The organism is Paenibacillus pasadenensis, from assembly GCF_023715725.1.
Taxonomy (GTDB): domain Bacteria; phylum Bacillota; class Bacilli; order Paenibacillales; family Paenibacillaceae; genus Paenibacillus_O; species Paenibacillus_O pasadenensis_A.
Window position 1 is genome coordinate 24,243 of record NZ_JAMBOT010000019.1, and the last position, 19,417, is coordinate 43,659.

Here is a 19,417-nt window from a genome sequence, read left to right on the forward strand (position 1 = left end):
GAAGACTTAGAAAGTTAGAGGATGCGTTTTGGATGATGAAAATTGAAGTGGTGATATAAAATGCTTCGCGCGGTTAGGGCGTTAGACGACCTTACGGAAGGCGCAAAGCGAGCAACCCGCGCCCGTAAGGTCGTCAAACGACCTTAAGGGAGGCGCAAAGCGAGCAACCCGCGCCCGTAAGGACGTCAAACGCCCTTAAGGGAGGCGAAAAGCGAGCAACCCGCGCCCGTAAGGACGTCAAACGACCTTACGGAAGGCGCAAAGCGAGCAACCCGCGCCCGTAAGGTCATCAAACGACCTTACGGGAGGCGCAAAGCGAGCAACCCGCGCCCGAAAGGACGTCAAACGACCTTAAGGGAGGCGCAAAGCGAGCAACCCGCGCCCGTAAGGTCATCAAACGACCTTACGGAAGGCGCAAAGCGAGCAACCCGCGCCCGTAAGGACGTCAAACGACCTTACGGGAGGCGAAAAGCGAGCAACCCGCGCCAGTAAGGACGTCAAACGCCCTTACGGGAGACTCAAACCGAGAAACCCGCGCCAATAAGGTTGCCAAAAACCCTTAAGCCTCGCGCCACAAGCCTGGAACAATACAGGGAGAGCAGTTAGTTCTGCTCTCCCTGTATTGGACTACACGGCTAATCGGCGGTGCAAGCCGGGATGAAACAGCTCTCAAGCTCCAGCCGCCGCCTCACGGCGACTCCGCATTAACCGGACTGCCGGAGTTTTCGCCCGGCGACGGCGATGGGGAAGGAGCGTTTTTATCCTCCGCCAGCGTTTCCTGCACATACTCGCGAAGCTTGTCCTCGTCAGTAATGGCGAGCACCGATGCGCCGTTCACGCGCTCGTCTGCAAGCAGCTTGCTCGGCGGGAGCTGTGCGGTGCCGGCATTTTGCAGGCCGAAGCCGAGATAGCCGAGGCGGCGCATATCGTCCGCCGACAGGTTCGTTTCGATGAACGGGCTGACTTTGCGGATAATCGTGCTCAGCTGCGTGATGTTGCCGAGGTTTTTCATCTTATCGGCGACGGCGCTCAGGAATTTGCGCTGGCGCTCCGTACGCGTGAAGTCGCTCGTTGCGTCATGGCGGAAGCGCACGTACTGCAGCGCTTGATCGCCGTTCAGCTCCTGATAGCCTTTTTTGAGATTGATGTCGTAACGGTTGCCGTCGGCGTTGTCGGTGTACTTCATATCCTTTTCGACATCGATGTTGATGCCGCCGATTGCGTCAACCAGCGACTTAAAGCCTTCGAACTCCGTGTAGACGTAATATTGAATTTCCAAGCCCGTAAGCTCGCTCATCATCTGCATGCTCAGCTTGTAGCCGCCGTATACGATCGCTTCGTTGGCGCGGCCGTGTCCGTGTCCGGGAATTTGGACCCAGGTGTCGCGCAGCAGCGAGAATAGATGCGCTTTTTTTGTGACGGGATCAATCGACACAATCATCATGGAGTCGGAGCGGGCCGGTTCATGGGACGTTTTTTTGCCCCTGCCGTCGCCGCCCATAAACAGAATGTTGACACGCTCCGTGCCTTCCCATTCAGGCGGCGCTTCTAGCTGAGTGTTATTCTCGAATTGATTAAAAATCGATTTATCCGGATCTTTCTCCAGACCGTTTAATGCGTTGTAGTTATCGACAATAAAATAAGCGACAATACCAGCCATCAGCAGCACAACGGAAAACAAAACCCACAGCCAAGGGCGGCGTTTTTTGCTTTTCGGAGGCTTAGGCTGAGCGGTTTTGCTTCTGCCCGGCGTTTGATGCCGATCTTTTCTGCTTTCCATCCGGCAGTAAAATCTCCCTTCACTATCTGTGATGATTCCTTGTGTAAATCGGCATCATCCATACCATCATGAACATTTTGCGGTAAATATCTATAAATAGAGCATTGCCGGGAAACTGCACGCTCATCCGGCCCGATCAGCCGCAAACGGCGAAAACCCCTGTCGCTTGCTTCCCCAAGCTGTCGTAACATATCATAAAATTATAAATCCGGGGTGGGCATGGCGCAAGCTTTGCCGCAGGAAGAGGAATTTCGCTTCCATTTCCCGGGAAATGTCGAGAGACCTGAAAGGAGCCAGTCATGACTAACATGCCGGCTATAGAGGTGCGTGATCTGCGCAAGCAGTTTCACGTTCAAAAAAATAGGGAGGGGCTGTCCGGAGCCCTCAAAGATTTGTTCAAACGGGAATATCGCGAGGTTATGGCGGTCAAAGATATTTCCTTTGAGATTCCCCAAGGGGAGATATGCGGTTACATCGGTGAGAACGGGGCGGGCAAATCAACCACGATTAAAATGCTGACCGGCATTCTGGTGCCTACGGCCGGACATTTGCGGGTGAATGGATTTGTTCCGCATAAGGACCGCGAAAAATTTGTCGGCGGCATCGGCGTTGTTTTCGGCCAGCGGTCGCAGCTTTGGTGGGATATCGGCGTTATCGAATCTTTTCAGCTGCTGCGAAAGGTATATCGTGTGCCTGAGGAGGATTACCGCAAACGGTTGGACGAGCTGGTAGAGCGGCTGCAGCTTGGCGAGCTGCTCAATCGTCCCGTGCGCAAGCTCAGCCTCGGCCAGCGGATGCGCTGCGAAATTGTCGCCAGTCTGCTGCATAATCCTTCAATTCTGTTCCTTGATGAGCCGACGATCGGCCTCGACATTGTTGTTAAGACGGAAATCCGCGATTTCCTCAAAACGCTTAACCGCGAGCAGGGAACAACGATTTTGCTGACAACGCATGACCTGCAGGATATCGAAGCGCTGTGCACCCGCGTTATTATGCTGGATGACGGACGCATCATTTACGACGGCGGGCTGGACGAGCTGAAAAACCGCTGGAGCCGTGGCCGCGAGATTGTATTCCAGTTCGGCGACCGGATCAAAACCGGGCAGCTGGCGGAGCTGACGGCGGGGCTTCCAGGCGTAACCTGGCGCGCAGACAACGACGTTACGGCGTCCATGTGGCTGCCCAATGAAGTGAAGGTGGCCGATGCGCTGGCACGGGTCGTTGGCGAAACCCGGCTCGATATTCGCGATATGAAAATTGTCGAAACGAATACGGACGATATCGTCCGCGAAATTTATCAATCCGGGGACGCCGCGTCGCCGGGCAAAACGCGTGCTGCCGAGCTGGCGGTCGAAACAGAGGAAGTGACAGCTCCAACGCAGACAGCCGATGCTTCGGAAGAGACCGCTTCTGCGCCTGCGGCCAGCAGCTCCGCTTCCACCGGCAGTGAAACAGCTTCCGCGACCGATAAAGCCGGAAGCGACAACGAAGCGGCCCTGCAAGGGAAGGAGCCGATTCAACGTGGCTAGCGCTTATGTGGATCTGATCCGCATCCGGTTTCTGATGATGCTCGCCTACCGCGTCAATTATTACAGCGGGATTATTATTTATGCGATTAATATTGGGGCGTATTACTTTCTGTGGGGAGCCATTTACGGAGATCAGACGTCGCTTGCCGGCTTCACGATCGGACAGATGACAACCTATGTCGCCGTATCCTGGATGGCGCGGGCGTTCTATTTTAACAATCTGGACCGGGAGATCAGCAACGAGATTCGTGACGGCAGCGTCGCCATTCAGATGATCCGTCCCTATAACTACCTCGTCGTCAAAATGATGCAGGGGTTCGGGGAGGGGTTGTTCCGTTTTCTGCTCTTTATGATTCCCGGCATGGTCTTGGCGTGCCTGCTGTTTCCGGTTCGCCTGCCGACTGACCCCGCCACCTGGGCGGTTTATCTGGTAATGCTCTTTTTTGCATTCCTGATTAACTCTCAAATCAATATTTTAACGGGACTGGCCGCATTTTTCGTGGAGAGCAGCGAGGGCATGATGAGGCTGAAGCGGGTGGCGGTGGATCTTTTCTCCGGCGTTATATTGCCCATCAGCTTTTTCCCGGGCTGGCTCGGCGAGTCGATGAAATGGCTGCCGTTTCAGGCCATCACGTATTTGCCAAGCTCCGTATTCACGGGGCGGACTCCGGCCAGCGAAATACCGGGCGTGCTCGGCATTCAGCTGCTCTGGTTCGCCGTTCTGCTGATCCCGATTGCGCTCGTCTGGCGCGCGGCGCGGCGCCGGCTGTTCGTACAGGGAGGTTGACATGAACATTCGATTTTATGCGTCCCTATTTTGGGATTACTTTAAAAACTATGCCAAAACAAAGCTGACCTACCGGGCCGATTTCTGGATTGAGCTGCTGGCCGATCTTAGCTTTCAGGCGCTCAATCTGATCTTCATTCTGATCGTATTCCAGCATACGCCGACCTTGGGCGGCTGGAGCGAGGCGGAAGTTATATTTGTTTACGGCTTTTTCATGATTCCGTTCGGCATTTTTGGCACGTTTTTCAACCTGTGGAGCTTCAGCGAGCGCTACATTACAAAAGGGGAAATGGACCGCGTCCTGACCCGGCCTGCTCATAACTGGATCCAGGTTACGCTGGAAAATATGGACCCGCCTTCGCTGATCGGTTCCCTGGCCGGCGTAATTATCATGGTCGCCTGCTGGATTGAGCTTGGCCTGCCGCTGGAATTCTGGGACATTCCGATCATGATCGTACTCATCATCGGGGCGGTGTTAGTGTACGCCGGTTTGTACACGGCCTTGACGGCAATCGCATTTTACTCGGATGCGCCGACCGGCATTTTGCCGCTCATGTACAACATTCAGAACTACGGCCGCTATCCCATCAACATTTATAACAAAGTGATCCGTTTTGTGCTGACCTGGCTGATCCCGTTTGCTTTTGTCGGCGTCATCCCGGCCTCGTATTTCCTTGGAGATCACGGCGACGGACTTGGACAGCTCGCGCTGCTGACACCGGTGATGGGCATCGTGTTCATGACGCTGGGCATGCTGGTGTGGAACCATGGCGTGAAAAGGTACCGTGGAGCAGGTTCGTAGGGCGAAGCTGTATTGGAGCTGTATTTTCTCGAAAGGAAGTTTTGGCATGTCGAATGTTACAATTGGCGCCCCGGCTCCCGACTTTACGCTCCCTGCATCGGGAGCGGACAAGCCGGAGGTATCGCTTTCCGATTACCTGGGGCGCAAGATCATCCTTTATTTTTATCCGAAAAACAACACCACTGCCTGCACAAAGGAATCCTGCGACTTCCGCGATGCGGAGCCGGATTTTCGCAATGCTAACGCGATTGTGCTTGGTATCAGCACGGACGGCGTCAAGTCGCACGGCAATTTCCGGGCCAAACACAGCCTGCCGTTTCCGCTGCTGTCGGACACAGAGCATAAGGTTGCGGAGCTGTACGGCGTCTGGCAGCTGAAAAAGCTGTATGGACGGGAGTATATGGGTGTCGTCCGCTCTACCTTTTTAATTGATGAAAAAGGCCGGCTCGTTAAGGAATGGCGCGGCGTCAAAGTGGCGGGCCATGCCGAGGCGGTGCTCGCCAGTCTGAATTAAAGCGGCACGCCGGACTACCGATAATCAAATACCGCATCGCTTGGCGGTGCAACCAAAGAGGAGGGCTGCGGCCCTCTTTTTTTTATGAGCAATGGCGAAACACTGTATCTTTTAGACTATAATTCTGGATTTTTTTACTAAATTTGAATCATGGGAAACAATTTTCAGAAGATTTATGATTGATCTCGAAAGGTCAAATAGATATGGGGCTGCCGCATAGCGCGAGAAAAGGAGGAGGAAGAACGGATATTAATGAAACCGCTTACCTTATCTGTTAAAATTAAAGGAGGTTAATGGGTGTGAAAAGGTCCTTTTCTCTTATTGCGATTATCATGTTGTTATGGACATTTGCGGCTCCAATTGCCCCGTCAACTACAGCATGGGCGGAAGCGGAGGCTCCTTCGGTCATTCAGGATACGGAAACGGGAACAGGAGTTGGCGAATTCAACTATGTCGGCAGCTGGCAGTCGGATTACGCCGATCATTGGAGCAACTCGTCAGGCGCTTACTTTGAGTTCAAGTTTGACGGCACGCAAATCGCAATTAAAGGAGCAAAGGATTGGAAACACGGCATTGCCGCGATTTCCATTGACGGCGGGACGGAGACGAGCGTAGATCTGTACGCAGCCGCGCGCGAGACGGTGACGTACTTCACGTCGTCCGTGCTTGCGCCTGGCCAGCATACGGTCAAAGTCAGGGTAACAGGAACGAAAAACAACGCGTCGTCCGGCACGTTCATCCCGGTGGACAGCGTGTCCGTTACGAACGACATCCCGCCGCAAACGTTCGCTACGGTGGAGAACAGCGTGTATGGAACCGGCAGCGGCCAGTTTGAATATACAGGCTCCTGGCAGAGCGGTTCCTCCGACCATTGGAGCAAAACGACTGATGCTTCCTTTACGTTCCGATTCGAAGGAAGGGCGGTTGAGCTGATCGGCGCCAAAGGCCCTGCACATGGGATTGCCGAGATTTCCATCGACGGAGGGGCGGAGGTAACGGTGGATCTTTACGCCGCCGCGCGCAAAACAGTAACGTATTTCAAATCACCTGATTTGGCTTGGGGGTCTCACATGGTTAAAGTACGGGTTACCGGAACGAAAAACAATCTCGCTACGGATACAAACGTCGTGGTGGACAAGGCCAAGGTCAACATCACGCCTGCGGCTCCAGAGCCGGTGGAATATGCGCCTCCGGTTACGGATCACCGGACGCTGAGCTTCAACAACAGCTGGAAGTTTTACCGGGGGAATAAGCCTGGAGCCGAGGCGGTTGATTTTGATGATTTTACATGGGAGGATGTAACGCTGCCTCATTCCGCTATGCTGGAAAAGGCGGATGTGAGCGACTCCTACCAGGGAATTTCATGGTACCGCCGGCACTTCTTCGTGGACGGAGCGTACAGCGGCAAAAAAGTATTCATCGAATTTGAAGGCGTCATGCAAAAAGCGGACGTGTATGTAAACGGCAATCTGCTCGCGACGCACTACGGCGGTTACCTGCCTTTCACGGTGGATGTTACGGATGCGATTACCTACGGCGGGACCGACAACATCATTGCCGTCAAAGCCGACAATACGAATAATGCCGACATTCCTCCGGGAAGGGGGCAGGACAGTCTGGACTTCCTGTACCAGGGCGGCATTTATCGGGATGTGCGGATGAACATCATGAATAAGCTGCATATCACCGATCCGGTCTATGCGAATAAACCGGGCGGGGGAGGCGTGTTTGTCACATCCGGCAATGTAAGCGCCTCCTCCGCGGCAATTCAGGTGAAAACGCATGTCCTTAACGAAACGGCAGCCTCTCAAACTACTCAGGTGCTTACTACAATCGTCGACAAGGACAATAACGTCGTCGCGCAAAATACGAGCGCCGCTCAAGCGCTGGCAGCCGGCAGCGACGTAACGATTACGCAGAGCCTTACGGTAAACAATCCGCAGCTGTGGTCGCCGGACTCTCCTTATTTGTATAAAGTGCATTCGGTCGTGCTGAAGGACGGCCAGCCCGTTGATAGTAAAACGACGAATACGGGCATCCGCTCCATCGAATTCTCTCATGAAGGCGGCCTGATTTTGAACGGGCAGCGTTTTAAAGGGATGGGCACGAACCACCATCAGGCTTACCCGTACCTTGGCAACGCCGTGTCCAACGAAGGGCAGTACCGCGAGGCCGTGAAGCTGAAGGAGGCCGGCTTCCAGTATGTGCGCACCTCTCATTATCCGGTTGACCCGGCGTTCCTTGCAGCATGCGACGAGCTTGGCCTGATGGTGCTGGAAAGCATTTCGGGCTGGCAGTATTTTGGCGGAGAGACGTTCCAGAACCGCTCCTATCAGGAGATTCGCGACATGATCCGCAGGGACCGCAACCATCCTTCGATCATTGCCTGGGAAGCCTCGCTTAATGAATCGTACATGACGGAGACGTTTGCGCAAAATGCAGTGAATATCGTGCATCAGGAGTATCCGGGCGGTTATGCGGCAGGCTGGCAGTTCGGCTATCTGTACGATGTTTTCATCGGCGCCGCGCAGCATGGAATCCGCAACACAGACAGTACAAAACCGATTATTATCAGCGAATACGGCGACTGGGAGTTCGGCGGCGCGAACAGCACAAGCCGCGTAGCCCGCGCGGACGGGGAGGCGGCGATGCTGCAGCAGGCGGCCAACTTCCAGGAGGCGCTCAACCTCAACCGGAGCAAGTCATGGTTTACGGTGGACGGGCAATGGGTGTCGATCGACTATAACAACGGCTTCAGCGTTTCTCCGCAGCAGTCCGGCGTCTACGATCTGTTCCGGCTGCCGAAATTCTCGAAATACCTGTATGAAAGCCAGCGGGACCCCAATCTGCTCATTCCAGGCATCGATTCCGGCCCGATGGTGAAAATTGCGAACAACTGGACAAGCTCTTCTCCGACCGATGTGAAGGTGTACAGCAACGCCGAACAGGTTGAGCTTTATGTAAACGGCACCAAAATCGCCACAAAAAGCCCGGACACCGATAACAAATCGGTCTATCTGAAACATGCTCCATTTACGTTTAGCGGGGTAGCGTTCCAGGCGGGCACGCTGATGGCAAAAGCTTTAATCGGCGGCCAAGTCGTGGCAACCGATACGGTCAAAACTCCGGGCGCGCCGGCGCGCATCGAGCTGGAAATGGAGACCTCGAACAAAGCGCTCACGGCAAACGGGGCGGACGCGGTGTTCGTTTACGCCAAAGTTGTTGATGCCAACGGAACCGTCGTCCCGACGGCCGCCAATGCCATCACGTTCAGCGTTGCCGGACCGGGACGGATCGTCGGCGACAGCTCGATTAACGCTAACCCGGCGAACGCCTCGGCTGGCATCGCCACGGCGCTGCTTCAGGCTTCGCGCAATGCGGGCGCCATTACGGTAACCGCCACGGCTGCCGGATTGGCTTCCGGCACGGCAAGCACAACAAGCGTCGCGGATCAGCCGGACACGATCTGGCCGCTTAAAGACGCTGCAAAAGGCGCCGATGTGGGCTGGCTGAGCCAGCTGGAAAGCCTCGGCTACAAGTGGGTTAACGATCAGGGCGTCGAGCAGGACGCGCTGCAGATTTTGAAGGACAGCGGCGTTGATTCCATCCGTTTGCGCGCCTTTGTTAATCCCCCGGCGAGCAGCACCTTTACGCAGGGCGGAGTGACCAGCTATCTCGGTTTTGCGGATAAAGCCAGCGTTGTCTCCATGGCGAAACGGGCAAGCGACCTCGGCTTCCGCATTATGCTCACGCTGCATTACAGCGACGTTTGGGCTGATCCCGGCAAGCAGTACAAGCCTGGAGCATGGTCTGGACACAGCTTTGCGCAGCTGAAAACGGCTGTGTACGACTATACCTATGACCTGATGAACACGCTGAAGCAAAACGGCGTCGATCCGGAATGGGTTCAGGTTGGCAACGAAATTAATTACGGCATGATTTGGCCGGAGGGCAGCACTTCCAACTTCAATCAATTGACGCAGTTAATTAACAGCGGCTACGACGCGATTAAGGCCGTTAATGAAAAAACGAAGGTGATCGTGCATCTGTCCAGCGGCTCGGACAATACCTTTTCCCGCAACTGGTTTGATCAATTCGTCAGCAACGGCGGCAAAATGGATGTGCTTGGCTTCTCGTACTACCCGTTCTGGATCGGCGGAAACAACGTCCAGGGACTGACCAACAATCTGACCGACATGGCTGCGCGATACGGCAAAGAGGTTGTCGTTACGGAGGTTGGCGGCCATGCAACCGATCCGGTCGGCACGTACAAAATTTTGGAGGATACGCAAAAGGCAATTGCAAAGGTGCCCGGCGGAAAAGGGCTTGGCACGTTTTACTGGGAGCCGGAATCGGCGCCGGAAATTTTGCCGGACAACTATCCGCTTGGCGCTAGCAAGCTTGTCGGGGAAAAAAAGCTGCAGTTCACAAAAGCGCTCAGCGCCTTCAAGGGTGTTGTCACTGCGGCTGAAATTGAGGATACCGCTACAGGAACCGGCGACAACCAGTTCCAATATGTCGGCACCTGGTCGAGCAGCGCGAACGATCATTGGACCAATGTGTCCGGCAGCTATTTCAACTTCAGGTTCACGGGTACGGAAATTACGCTGATTGGCGCCAAAGATCCGGGGCATGGCATCGCCGCGATTTCCATCGACGGAGGCCCGGAAACGATGGTCGATCTGTACGCGCCGACGCGCCAGATCGTGCCGTATTTCAACTCCGGCCCGCTGGCGCAGGGGCCGCATACGGTCAAAGTGCGGGTAACAAACACCAAAAACAGCTCGTCTTCCAATACGTATGTCGTTGTGGATAGAGCGCAGGTGACTTACTGAGTTAGCAGTTGAATTAGAGCTTTAACGGAAACTATCAGCCGGCCAGCTGGCATCAACCGAAGCAAGCCTTTCCCGATATGGGGAGGGCTTGTTTTTTTGTTTCGCGGCATTTGAAAGGCGGCTGGTAAAAACAACCTCGTTTGGACATATTAAGCGAAGATGGACTCAGCGAGGAGGCCTTGGCATGGTTAACAAACGGCATGCGGCAAAAACTAGGGCTTTTAAAGGAACTAAAGTAGCGGTTATAACGCTTGCCGCTGCGGTGCTGCTGGCATATCCCGCACGCGCGGAGGCGGCGTTTCAGGTTGAGGCGTTGGCGCCGGAGCAGGCGGCGCCTAACGGCAGCGTGATGCGCCGCTCGGCTGTTCCGATCGGTCCGGCGAGGCCGCTTGTCATTGCGCATCGCGGAGCATCGGCTGCTGCGCCGGAAAATACATTAGCCGCCTTTGACCAGGCCGTCAAAACCGGCGCTGACTATATCGAGCTGGATGTGCAGCTATCGCGGGACGGCATTCCGTTTGTGCTCCATGATACGGGGCTGGAGCGCACGACCAGCGGCCGCGGGTTGGCTTCAAACCGGACGATGGCGGAGCTGGCGAAGCTGGATGCGGGCTCGTGGTTTTCGGCAGATTTTAAAAACGAACGCATTCCAACGCTGGAAGAAGTGCTGCGCCGGTACAAGGGGCATGCCGGGCTGCTGATAGAGCTCAAACATCCGCAGCTGCAGCCGGGGCTGGAGCATGCGCTGGCGGAAGTGCTGACTCGCTGCGGGATGACCGGCGAAGAACGGCTGGAGGCGAACACTCCGGCGGCGAGCTGGCAAAGAGCGCCTGTCATTGTGCAGTCATTCAGCCTGCCCGCTCTGCGCCGATTCAACGACCTGCTGCCTTCTATTCCGCTTGGGGTCATTATATCCCGGGCGGAGGAGATGGAGCCGGAGCGGCTGCATACTATGGCCGATCTGGCCACCTATGCGAATATCCGCAAGCAGCTGGCCGAGCCCAAGCTTGTGCGCCGGATTCATAGCAGCGGCATGGCGGTTATGGTGTGGACGGTAGACCGGAGGAGGGAGGCCGTCAAGGCGGTTGCCGCAGGCGCGGACGGAATCGTCACCGACGATCCGTATCATTTTCGCGAATGGGTCAAAAAGCCTTCTAGCATACAACGCCGTTCCACCTCATAGAATCTAGCAAATAGATTCGGAGAATAGAAAGGGTGACTGGAATGGCGGCAATGCGCAGGCTGCGGCTGCTCGCGGCAGGAGCGGCAATTTGGATGGGATGGATCGGTATCGGCGGGGGTTCGGGACAATGGGGTTCCGGCAATTTGCATCAGCTGGCAGCCCCGCCTGCGGCGTCGTTGGCCTCAGCCTCGGCAGCCCCGGACGAAGCCGGCGAGCCGTTAGTACTGGAAGCCCTCAAGCGCGCCTCGGCAAAGAGCCCCGGCCATTCATCGCTGGCAGTTGTTGAGGCTGCCGCAGATTCTTCCTTGCCGGACGCGGAGCAGGCTTCGGGAAAAACATCTGATGCCGCAATGGTTGATGAGGTCGGCGCTGCACCCGTTAAAGGGGGCAATGAGGAAGTGAAGACGGAAGCTGCGGGGAAGCCGGGGGCTGCGGGACAGGCGGATGTGATAGAGCCGGAGCCGGGGGTAGCGGGAAAGCCGGATGCGAAGGAGCCGAAGACTGGGGTAGCGGGAAAGCCGGATGCAAAGGAGCCGAAGACTGGGGTTGCCGGGAAGCCGGATGTGAAGGAGTCGAAGACTGGGGTTGCCGGGAAGCCGGATGTGAAGGAGTCGAAGACTGGGGTTGCCGGGAAGTCGGATGTGAAGGAGTCGAAGCCGGGTACTACGGGAAAACCGAATGTGAAAGAAACGAAACCGGCCTCCCCGGGCAAAACGGTGTATCTCACCTTTGATGACGGCCCCAGCACCCATACCGCCGAAGTGCTGGATATATTAAAGAAGTATGGGATCAAGGCGACCTTTTTCATGGTAGGCAATCATGTGGAGGACCGCCCCGAGCTTGTGAAAAAGGTGCAAAAGGAAGGACATGCCATCGGCAATCATTCTTACGACCATAAATACGACCGTATTTATACCAGCTTCGCGGGATACGCACAGCAGACGCTCCTGACGGAAAAAGCGCTGCTGAAGGCAGGGGTGGCGACCAATCTGGTGCGGGCTCCGGGCGGAACGTACAGCAACTTTGATGCAGCGTATTTCAAGGCGATGCGGGACGCTGGATACAAAATGGCCGATTGGAACGTGGACAGCGGCGATTCCAAACGGGTCGGCGTCCCGGCGAAGGACATCGTTGCGGGTGCAACGTCGGTTTCGCTCAAAAAGGAGATGACCGTGCTTATGCATGACGGGACGGGGCATGCAGAAACGGTCAAGGCGCTGCCTGCCATTATTGAATTTTACAAGTCGAAGGGGTACCGGTTCGCGGCGATTACTCCGGAGGTGGAATCGCCTGTGTTTCCGGTTGCGGCAAAGCTGAAATGGAAGCGCCCGGCTCCAGCGGCAGCCGATATGACCGCGCTGGCGGAGCAGAGCCGCAAGCTGCGGAGCAGTGCCGCATGGCTGGCGGCAAGCGGCGGTCCGGATGAGGCGATGCCGGCTGCAGCTGCTGGCGGTAAGCAGGCTGCGGGCGGCACCGGCAAGGATGCGGTTGTTGGCGGCAAACAGGCGGAGGGCAGTACTGGCAAGGACGCGGTTGTTGGCGGCAAGCAGGCTGCGGGCGGCACTGGCAAGGATGCGGTTACCTTGGGGAAAGCAAACGCAGCTGCCAATGAAGAGGTGCTTGCGCAGCAAAAGCCGAACGGAAGCAAACTGCCGGACGGTTCAAAATCATACGGTACGCTTCAGGCGGATGTTCTGCTACATTCCAGTTTTGGCGAGCTGCGGATCGGATATGGAGAGTATGGCGTTGTAGACGGCAGATTGGTCGTTCCGGTCCGGCGAACGGCGGAGGCGCTGGGCGGGACCGTTCACTGGGATGCGGAGACGGGAACGGCGGCCATTGTAGGTCCCTCCGGCATAGTAGAATTAAACTCCGCCACATCGTTCCGCAGCTTGACCGGAGTCTTGTACGCTCCGCTTGGCGATGTGCTGGGGCTGTTGGAGCAAATGGTCGTTCGCGCCGATGCTTCGGCGGGGCTGGCCGAGGGATGGCTTGCTGCAGCCGGGGCGGAACCGTAATGAATTAATCCGGATTTATTCCGACTCATTCGGGCTATGGTTGAGGGAGAAAACAGATTCGAGCTCTTGAGTGGAGAGTGTCCAAGTTCGAAGTTTTGAGCTTACTTGAATCTAGTCAATGTAAGTTGGCCGACCGGCTACCGGTTGGCTTTTTGACTTTTATGATTGAGATAGGTATGTTTCAGACTCGCTCCACTCGAGTCCGGCAAACTATGAAGTGAAGGTTAACCCATGCCGGAGGTTGAGGGCAGTTACTATGATGTTACTTGGAAGTTAAGTCAAACCGCTCGTATTGAGCGAGAATAAGGCCGTTTTTGGTCTTAAAAGAGGCGAATCGTACGTAATGAGCGAGGATAAGGCCGTTTTTGGTCTTAAATGGGGCGAATTGCTCGTGATGAGCGAGGATAAGGTCGTTTTTGGTCTTAAATGTGGCGCATCGCTCGTGATGAGCGAGGATAAGGCCGTGTTTGGTCTTAAAAGAGGCGCATCGCACGTGATGAGCGAGAATAAGGCCGTTTTTGGTCTTAAATGTGACGCATCGCTCGTGATGAGCGAGGATAAGGGCATTTTTGGTCTTAAATGGGGTGAATCGCCCGTATTGAGCGAGAATAAGGCCGTTTTTGGTCTTAAATGGGGCGAATCGCTCGTGGTGAGCGAGGATAAGGCCGTTTTTGGTCTTAAATGTGACGAATCGCTCGTGGTGAGCGAGAATAAGGCCGTTTTTGGTCTTAAATGTGGCACATTGCATGTAATGAGCGAGGATAAGGCCGTTTTTGGTCTCAAATGTGGCGAATTGCTCGTATTGAGCGAGGATAAGGCCGTTTTTGGTCTTAAATGTGGCGCATCGCACGTATTGAGCGAGAATAAGGCCGTTTTTGGTCTTAAAAGAGGCGAATCGCACGTAATGAGCGAGGATAAGGCCGTTTTAGGTCTTAAATGTGGCGCATCGCACGTATTGAGCGAGGATAAACTCTTTTCGCCTGATTCCGATTCTATCTGCTTTTTTAAGAGACTGTTAACGGAGGTCTAAATCTCTCATCCGCTGTCCACACTGATGAATAGAGAAGATTGATAGATTGGAAGCGGATAGGAGGAAATGACCATGCAAAGCCAGTCGGGTCAGGAGCGCGACATGTGGGAGGAGCCTCTTGGAGCGGGGCAGGCGCACGGGCAGAGGTGGCAGGGAGCGGGACCGGGATGGTCCGCTCAACAGGAGGATTGGCCGGAGCCAAGACAGGCGCTGCTGGCAAGAATGGCCGCTCGTTCGGAAAGTGTGCTGCTCGGAAAAGGAGAAGTGATCGGTTTTGCCATGACCGCTATGCTGGCAGGCGGACATGTTTTGCTGGAGGACGTGCCGGGTGTAGGTAAAACGCTGCTCGCCCGGGCGCTCGCGCGCGTGCTTGGAGGCAAGTTTCAGCGCATCCAGTTCACAGCCGATCTGCTGCCTGCGGATGTGACAGGCTCAGCTGTTTGGAGCAGCAAAATGGAAGAGTTCCTCTATCGAGAAGGTCCGATTATGGCCAATGTGGTGCTGGCGGACGAGATCAACCGCGCTTCGCCGCGCACGCAGTCGGCGCTGCTGGAGGCAATGGAGGAACGCGCGGTTACGGTGGACGGCGTTACCCGTCCGCTTCCTGCGCCATGGCTGCTGCTGGCAACGCAAAATCCGCTTGATAGCGAAGGGACGTTTCCGCTGCCGGAAGCGCAGATGGACCGTTTTATGATGAGGCTGTCGATCGGATATCCGGAAGCGCGCGAAGAAATTCGTATGCTGGAAATGATGAGCGCCGGCGAGCAGCAGACGCCGGAGGGTCTGCGGCCTGTCGTGTCTCCGCGCCAGTGGGAAACGATGGCGGGCGAAAGCCGGACCGTCCATTGCAGCCCGGAGCTGCTCGCTTATATGGTGCGCATCGTGCAAGCGACCCGCTCCGCCCCTGAGCTGGAGCAGGGCGCAAGCCCGCGCGCCTCGCGCGATTGGCTTCGCGCTTCTCAGGCAGCCGCCTATATCGCGGGCAGGGATTACGTGCGTCCCGCCGATGTAAAAGCGGTCGCAATGCCCGTGCTGGCTCATCGGCTCTCTGCCCGAGGAGCTTACGGCCAGCCGGATCGCGGCTCGGCGCTCCGTGTGCTGGAGCGTCTGCAGACGGAGACGCCGCTTCCGGGCAGCGCAAAGGCGGGCAAATGAAGTCCCCGAGAAGTAAAACCGTGCCAGCGGCTGGTCTTGGTCTGCCGCGCACGAGACGGGCTGCGCTCGGGTTGCTCACTGCGCTGCTCGGCGCAGCGTTAACCGGCGTCATCGCACGGGGCGCGGCTATGGACTGGTTCGCAGCCGGCATAACGGCCTGTGTGCTGGCGCTCGCTTGTTTGCCCAAGCTCTGGAGCGCCGGAGGCGGCCTGAAGCTGGAGCGCGTTTTTGAGGCGGGAAGCGGTCCGGGGGAGCTGCTGGTCCGGCTGCGTTTTTCCGGGCGGCGGGTGCCCCCGTTCCTGATCGTGCAGGTGAGAGAGCAGCTTGAAAATGAATCCGCTGCGGATAAAAGGCCGCTTGTGCTGACCTGCTGGAAGCTGCCTTGGTTAAGCGGAGAATGGTCGGTTTTATACCGGCTGGACGGGTTAGGGCGTGGAAGGTACCGTTTCACCCCGGCAACGGTTTCAGTGACGGACCCTTTTGGACTCGTCTGCGGACTGCTTCGTGCCGGAGCTGCGGATGTATTTACAGTATTGCCCCAGCCGGAAGGCAGGTTTGAGGCTTTTACAGCCGGTACAAAAGAGCAGCCTCTCCCGCATACGCGAGGCGGTGTTGGAGAGGAGGGCGGAAAGCCGGATATTCGGGCAGGCGCAGGGCTGCTGTCCCGTCCTTACCGAAGCGGAGATCCGCTCCGGCGCATCGATTGGCGGCAAGCAGCGAAAGGGCGCGGGCTGCAAACGAGGCAGGATGAGCGGGCTTCCTCTCCGGCCGTTGTTTTAGTGCTTGATTTGGAGGGAAAACATTTTTTGGATGGGCAATCCAAGCCTCGAAAATGGGCGGACGGCGCGCTGGACGCATGCGCAGGAGCTGCCGCCCAGGCGCTGCGGGAGGCAGCCGAAGGACGCTGCTCCATGCAGCTTTACGGGGGCGAAACAGCAGAGGCGCGAGTGCCAGCGGGAAATCTCCGTGCCGTACATGCGGCGGCGATGCTGTTGGCGGCGGCTCGTCCAGCGGCTGGCGCGGGAGCGATTGCCGTGCTGGAAAAGCTGATACAGGGGCATAATCTGTGTCCTGGCAGCCGAATCGTCGTGGCGACTTTTGGCATGGAGCTTAAAAACTGGGAACGGCTGGTCGAGCTTGTGCGGTCGGCGCGCTGCCGTTTGGAGCTGCGCGTTCCGCTGTGGACATCGCCTCAGTTAGCGGCTTTCTGCCGGGAGCGCCAGTTGTGGGCGTCGAAAAACGGCGTGTTGTTAAGCTGGATACCGCTGGCGGCCGAGCGCCGTTTGGCTTGGAGCAAAAGAGCAAGCGTTGGAGAGGAGGAGGGCCATGACTGGCAAGCATGGAGCTGAAAAAGGCGCGTCAACCGATAACGGCGTTATCATTTGGGCGGCAGATCAGGCTTCGGGGAAGGCGGCGAATGGAAAAAGCCAAGGCGCAGCCGGGCAGGCCTCTCCGCCTTTGACTTCGACATATAAAGACCAGCCGGGCGGACAGCTTGGCTGGCCCCTGCGTATGGCAACAAGCCTTCTGCTGCTCGGCCTGCTGCTAGAATGGCTGCTTCCGCTTCGCCAGCTGCCGCAATGGACGGATGTTTACAGCATTGGCGTGCTAGCGATATTCGGTGCGGCAATTTTGCTTACGGGCACTTTTCTGCTGCCGGGCCGGATCGCCGTTCCGCTGCGTCTGGCCGCTATTTTGGCAGGAGCCGCATGGATGGACGGAGGGACGCAAACGTTCGGCGAGCGCTTGGCGGGATTGCCGGGGCAGCTCGGAGAGGACGCCGTTCTGCTCGTGACCGATGGACCGGCCGCGCTGTCTTTGTTTGGGCAGGCGTTTTTTCTGCTTGCGGGCCTATCGATTCTATTGTCGGCGCTGCAGACTCTCCTCTGGGTGCGCCAATGGGGGATCGGCCTGCTCGTGCCTACCGCCATTTATTTATGCATGTTGAACCAATGGTTTGGACTGGATACGGTGCCGAATCTGGCCCGGGCGGCCGCAGAGGGGCTGCTGTTGTCGGCGCTGTTGTCTTACGACCGGCTGGAGCGGACGCTGGCGGAAACCGGCAAGGCGTCGGCAGTCCGGTCACCCCGCAAGTCTGTACGCGGAAAAATAGAGCTGCGCTGGTGGGCGGCCGCTGTTGCGGCAGCTGTGCTCATTCCGCTAGCTGCGGCGTTCCCCGCTTGGGACAAGCCGCGCCCGGAGGCTCCTGCGCAATGGGCTGCGTCGGTGCAGCAAACGATCCGGGAGGGAGTCTCCGATTCCTACGGACAAAAAGAGGCGGGCAGCGCGCCTGTTTGGGCCGGGCAGCCAGATTCGGCAGGAGCGGGATTGCCGGCCGGAGCTGCTTTTACCGGTTATAGCGGCAGCGACACGCGGCTGGGAGCTCCGCTTCGTTTATCCAGGGAGCCGATGTTCTGGGCCGTTTCGCCGCAGCCGCTGTACTGGAGAATGGAAACGAAGTCGGCCTACACCGGACAGGGCTGGCGGGAGGATACGAGAGAGCTAATGACAAAACCGGTCGGCGGATCGGAACGGGATATGGATGCGCTCAAAAAGGAGCGGCAGTTCGCGATGTGGGGCCAGACCGGAGTGATTTCCCAAACCGTTTGGATGGCTAATGCTGAGCAAGGAATACCGCTGCCGGTTTCGGGCGTGGATTCAGTGCTGCTTGAGGCACAGCCGGGGGGCGGCGAGCAGTACATGCAGGCATTTGGCGGAGGAGCGATTTTTTGGCCGGATGCTGCGGGAAAACCGCTGCTGTACACGGTTGAATCCCGATACACGGCTTTTTCGGCGGATGCTCTGCGCGGCTTGAAAAATACGGCGTCGGAAGATTCTGGTGTTGAAAAAAACGCTGCCGGGGATGTTTTGCAGGGAAGCGGCGTGTTCTCCAGCGATGGCGAAAAAGCCGAATTAGACAGAGCGAGCCGTGAAAATGACGCTGCCGGTTCAGCTGGTGTTTCAGGGGGGACATCTGCTGTTTTTGCATCTGCCCGCGCTGGAGAGGGTGTTGAAAACGAGCAGCTGGCGCTTCAGTTGAAGGCGAACCTGCAGCTTCCGTCAGCGCTTCCCGAGCGGGTGCGGCAGCTTGCGGCAAAAATTGCGGCAGATGCGGGGGAAAGCCGGTATGAGAAGGCGGTTGCAATCCGCGATTTTTTAAAGTCCGGCTACCGCTATTCGTTGACGGACACCCGCGTGCCCGAAGCCGGAGAGGATCTGGTCGACCAGTTTCTGTTTCAGCAAAAAACGGGCTACTGCGTTCACTTTTCCAGCGCAATGGCTGTAATGTTACGGGCGGTCGACATTCCGGCGCGATGGGTAAAAGGTTTTGCTCCGGGGATGGCTGTAGATATGAATCAGGCGCCGGAAAAGGCGCAGCAGGCTTTGACCGCCGGACTTGCAGCGGCGGCGGACGCGAAGCTGTACCAGGTTGGAGCAGCGGATGCGCACGCCTGGGTAGAGGTTTATTTTCCCGGCGCGGGCTGGGTGCCGTTCGACCCGACGCCGGGCTACGCCGCAGGCGCAGAGCAGGCGGCATCGGTACCGCCGCCTGCTCTGGAAGGTGTCTCCGGCGGAGGCGAAGCCGCCGGAGAAGCGCCGCGCGGGGCGGGGGCGGCAGGCCCCGCGCTAGCGGAACGGCTGCGCGAAGCCGCCGCTGGAGCTGCGCGCTTGGCGGCAGGGCTGGGGGGCGCCGCTGCGCAGCCCGGCCCGGCCGCGGCGGGCGCGGCGCTGGCCGCAGCTGCGGCAGCGCTGGCGTCGCCGGCGCTGCGCGGCCGGCTGCGCC

General features: G+C 57.2%; 12 protein-coding genes. 11 read left to right on the forward strand and 1 reads right to left on the reverse strand.

Features of this window, described 5'->3' with window-relative positions; genetic code table 11:
- Positions 1-688: 688 nt before the first annotated feature.
- A complete protein-coding gene (locus M3223_RS23120) occupies positions 689-1,780 on the reverse strand; it encodes an LCP family protein (protein WP_251566069.1) in 1,092 nt (363 codons plus the stop codon).
- A gap of 308 nt (positions 1,781-2,088) precedes the next feature.
- On the opposite strand from M3223_RS23120, the gene M3223_RS23125 reads away from it, so the two are divergent.
- The 11 genes from M3223_RS23125 to M3223_RS23175 all read left to right on the forward strand — a co-directional run.
- Complete coding sequence (locus M3223_RS23125; RefSeq protein WP_251566093.1) at positions 2,089-3,309, forward strand: ABC transporter ATP-binding protein; 1,221 nt, start codon at positions 2,089-2,091, stop codon at positions 3,307-3,309.
- Positions 3,302-4,096: an ABC transporter permease gene (locus tag M3223_RS23130; RefSeq protein WP_251566071.1), complete on the forward strand. Its 795-nt coding sequence runs from the start codon at positions 3,302-3,304 to the stop codon at positions 4,094-4,096. The genes M3223_RS23125 and M3223_RS23130 overlap by 8 nt, the downstream gene beginning before the upstream one ends.
- A 1-nt stretch (position 4,097) precedes the next feature.
- Complete coding sequence (locus tag M3223_RS23135) at positions 4,098-4,898, forward strand: ABC transporter permease (RefSeq protein ID WP_251566073.1); 801 nt, start codon at positions 4,098-4,100, stop codon at positions 4,896-4,898.
- Between the two features lie 46 nt (positions 4,899-4,944).
- On the forward strand, positions 4,945-5,412 hold the full coding sequence (locus M3223_RS23140) for a peroxiredoxin (protein ID WP_251566075.1): 468 nt from the start codon (positions 4,945-4,947) through the stop codon (positions 5,410-5,412).
- Between the two features lie 299 nt (positions 5,413-5,711).
- The gene (locus M3223_RS23145; RefSeq protein ID WP_251566077.1) at positions 5,712-10,247 is read left to right on the forward strand and encodes a glycosyl hydrolase 53 family protein; all 4,536 of its coding nucleotides are present in this window, start codon (positions 5,712-5,714) and stop codon (positions 10,245-10,247) included.
- 184 nt (positions 10,248-10,431) lie between these two features.
- Positions 10,432-11,430 (forward strand): glycerophosphodiester phosphodiesterase, encoded by a 999-nt coding sequence (locus tag M3223_RS23150; protein WP_251566079.1) that lies wholly within the window; start codon positions 10,432-10,434, stop codon positions 11,428-11,430.
- 41 nt (positions 11,431-11,471) lie between these two features.
- Positions 11,472-13,448 carry a polysaccharide deacetylase family protein gene (locus M3223_RS23155; protein ID WP_251566095.1) on the forward strand — a complete coding sequence of 659 codons (1,977 nt, stop codon included), beginning with the start codon at positions 11,472-11,474 and terminating at the stop codon, positions 13,446-13,448.
- Between the two features lie 343 nt (positions 13,449-13,791).
- Positions 13,792-14,478, forward strand: coding sequence for a hypothetical protein (locus M3223_RS23160; RefSeq protein ID WP_251566081.1), 687 nt, complete (start codon positions 13,792-13,794; stop codon positions 14,476-14,478).
- 72 nt (positions 14,479-14,550) lie between these two features.
- Positions 14,551-15,633 carry an AAA family ATPase gene (locus M3223_RS23165; protein ID WP_251566083.1) on the forward strand — a complete coding sequence of 361 codons (1,083 nt, stop codon included), beginning with the start codon at positions 14,551-14,553 and terminating at the stop codon, positions 15,631-15,633.
- Positions 15,630-16,982, forward strand: a complete 1,353-nt coding sequence (locus tag M3223_RS23170) for a DUF58 domain-containing protein (protein ID WP_251566085.1) — start codon at positions 15,630-15,632, stop codon at positions 16,980-16,982. Before M3223_RS23165 ends, M3223_RS23170 begins: the two co-directional genes overlap by 4 nt.
- Positions 16,960-19,417 (forward strand): transglutaminase-like domain-containing protein (locus M3223_RS23175; RefSeq protein ID WP_251566087.1); only part of this gene is annotated, 2,458 nt, incomplete at its 3' end. The genes M3223_RS23170 and M3223_RS23175, both read left to right, overlap by 23 nt.

Excerpts from the sequence above, each read along its gene's own strand:
- M3223_RS23125 (WP_251566093.1), top strand. The coding sequence starts at position 2,089 with ATGCCGGCTATAGAGGTGCGTGATCTGCGCAAGCAGTTTCACGTTCAA.
- M3223_RS23160 (WP_251566081.1), top strand. The coding sequence starts at position 13,792 with ATGAGCGAGGATAAGGCCGTTTTTGGTCTTAAATGGGGCGAATTGCTC.
- M3223_RS23120 (WP_251566069.1), bottom strand. The coding sequence starts at position 1,780 with ATGGAAAGCAGAAAAGATCGGCATCAAACGCCGGGCAGAAGCAAAACC.
- M3223_RS23155 (WP_251566095.1), top strand. The coding sequence starts at position 11,472 with ATGGCGGCAATGCGCAGGCTGCGGCTGCTCGCGGCAGGAGCGGCAATT.
- M3223_RS23165 (WP_251566083.1), top strand. The coding sequence starts at position 14,551 with ATGCAAAGCCAGTCGGGTCAGGAGCGCGACATGTGGGAGGAGCCTCTT.
- M3223_RS23140 (WP_251566075.1), top strand. The coding sequence starts at position 4,945 with ATGTCGAATGTTACAATTGGCGCCCCGGCTCCCGACTTTACGCTCCCT.
- M3223_RS23170 (WP_251566085.1), top strand. The coding sequence starts at position 15,630 with ATGAAGTCCCCGAGAAGTAAAACCGTGCCAGCGGCTGGTCTTGGTCTG.
- M3223_RS23150 (WP_251566079.1), top strand. The coding sequence starts at position 10,432 with ATGGTTAACAAACGGCATGCGGCAAAAACTAGGGCTTTTAAAGGAACT.
- M3223_RS23135 (WP_251566073.1), top strand. The coding sequence starts at position 4,098 with ATGAACATTCGATTTTATGCGTCCCTATTTTGGGATTACTTTAAAAAC.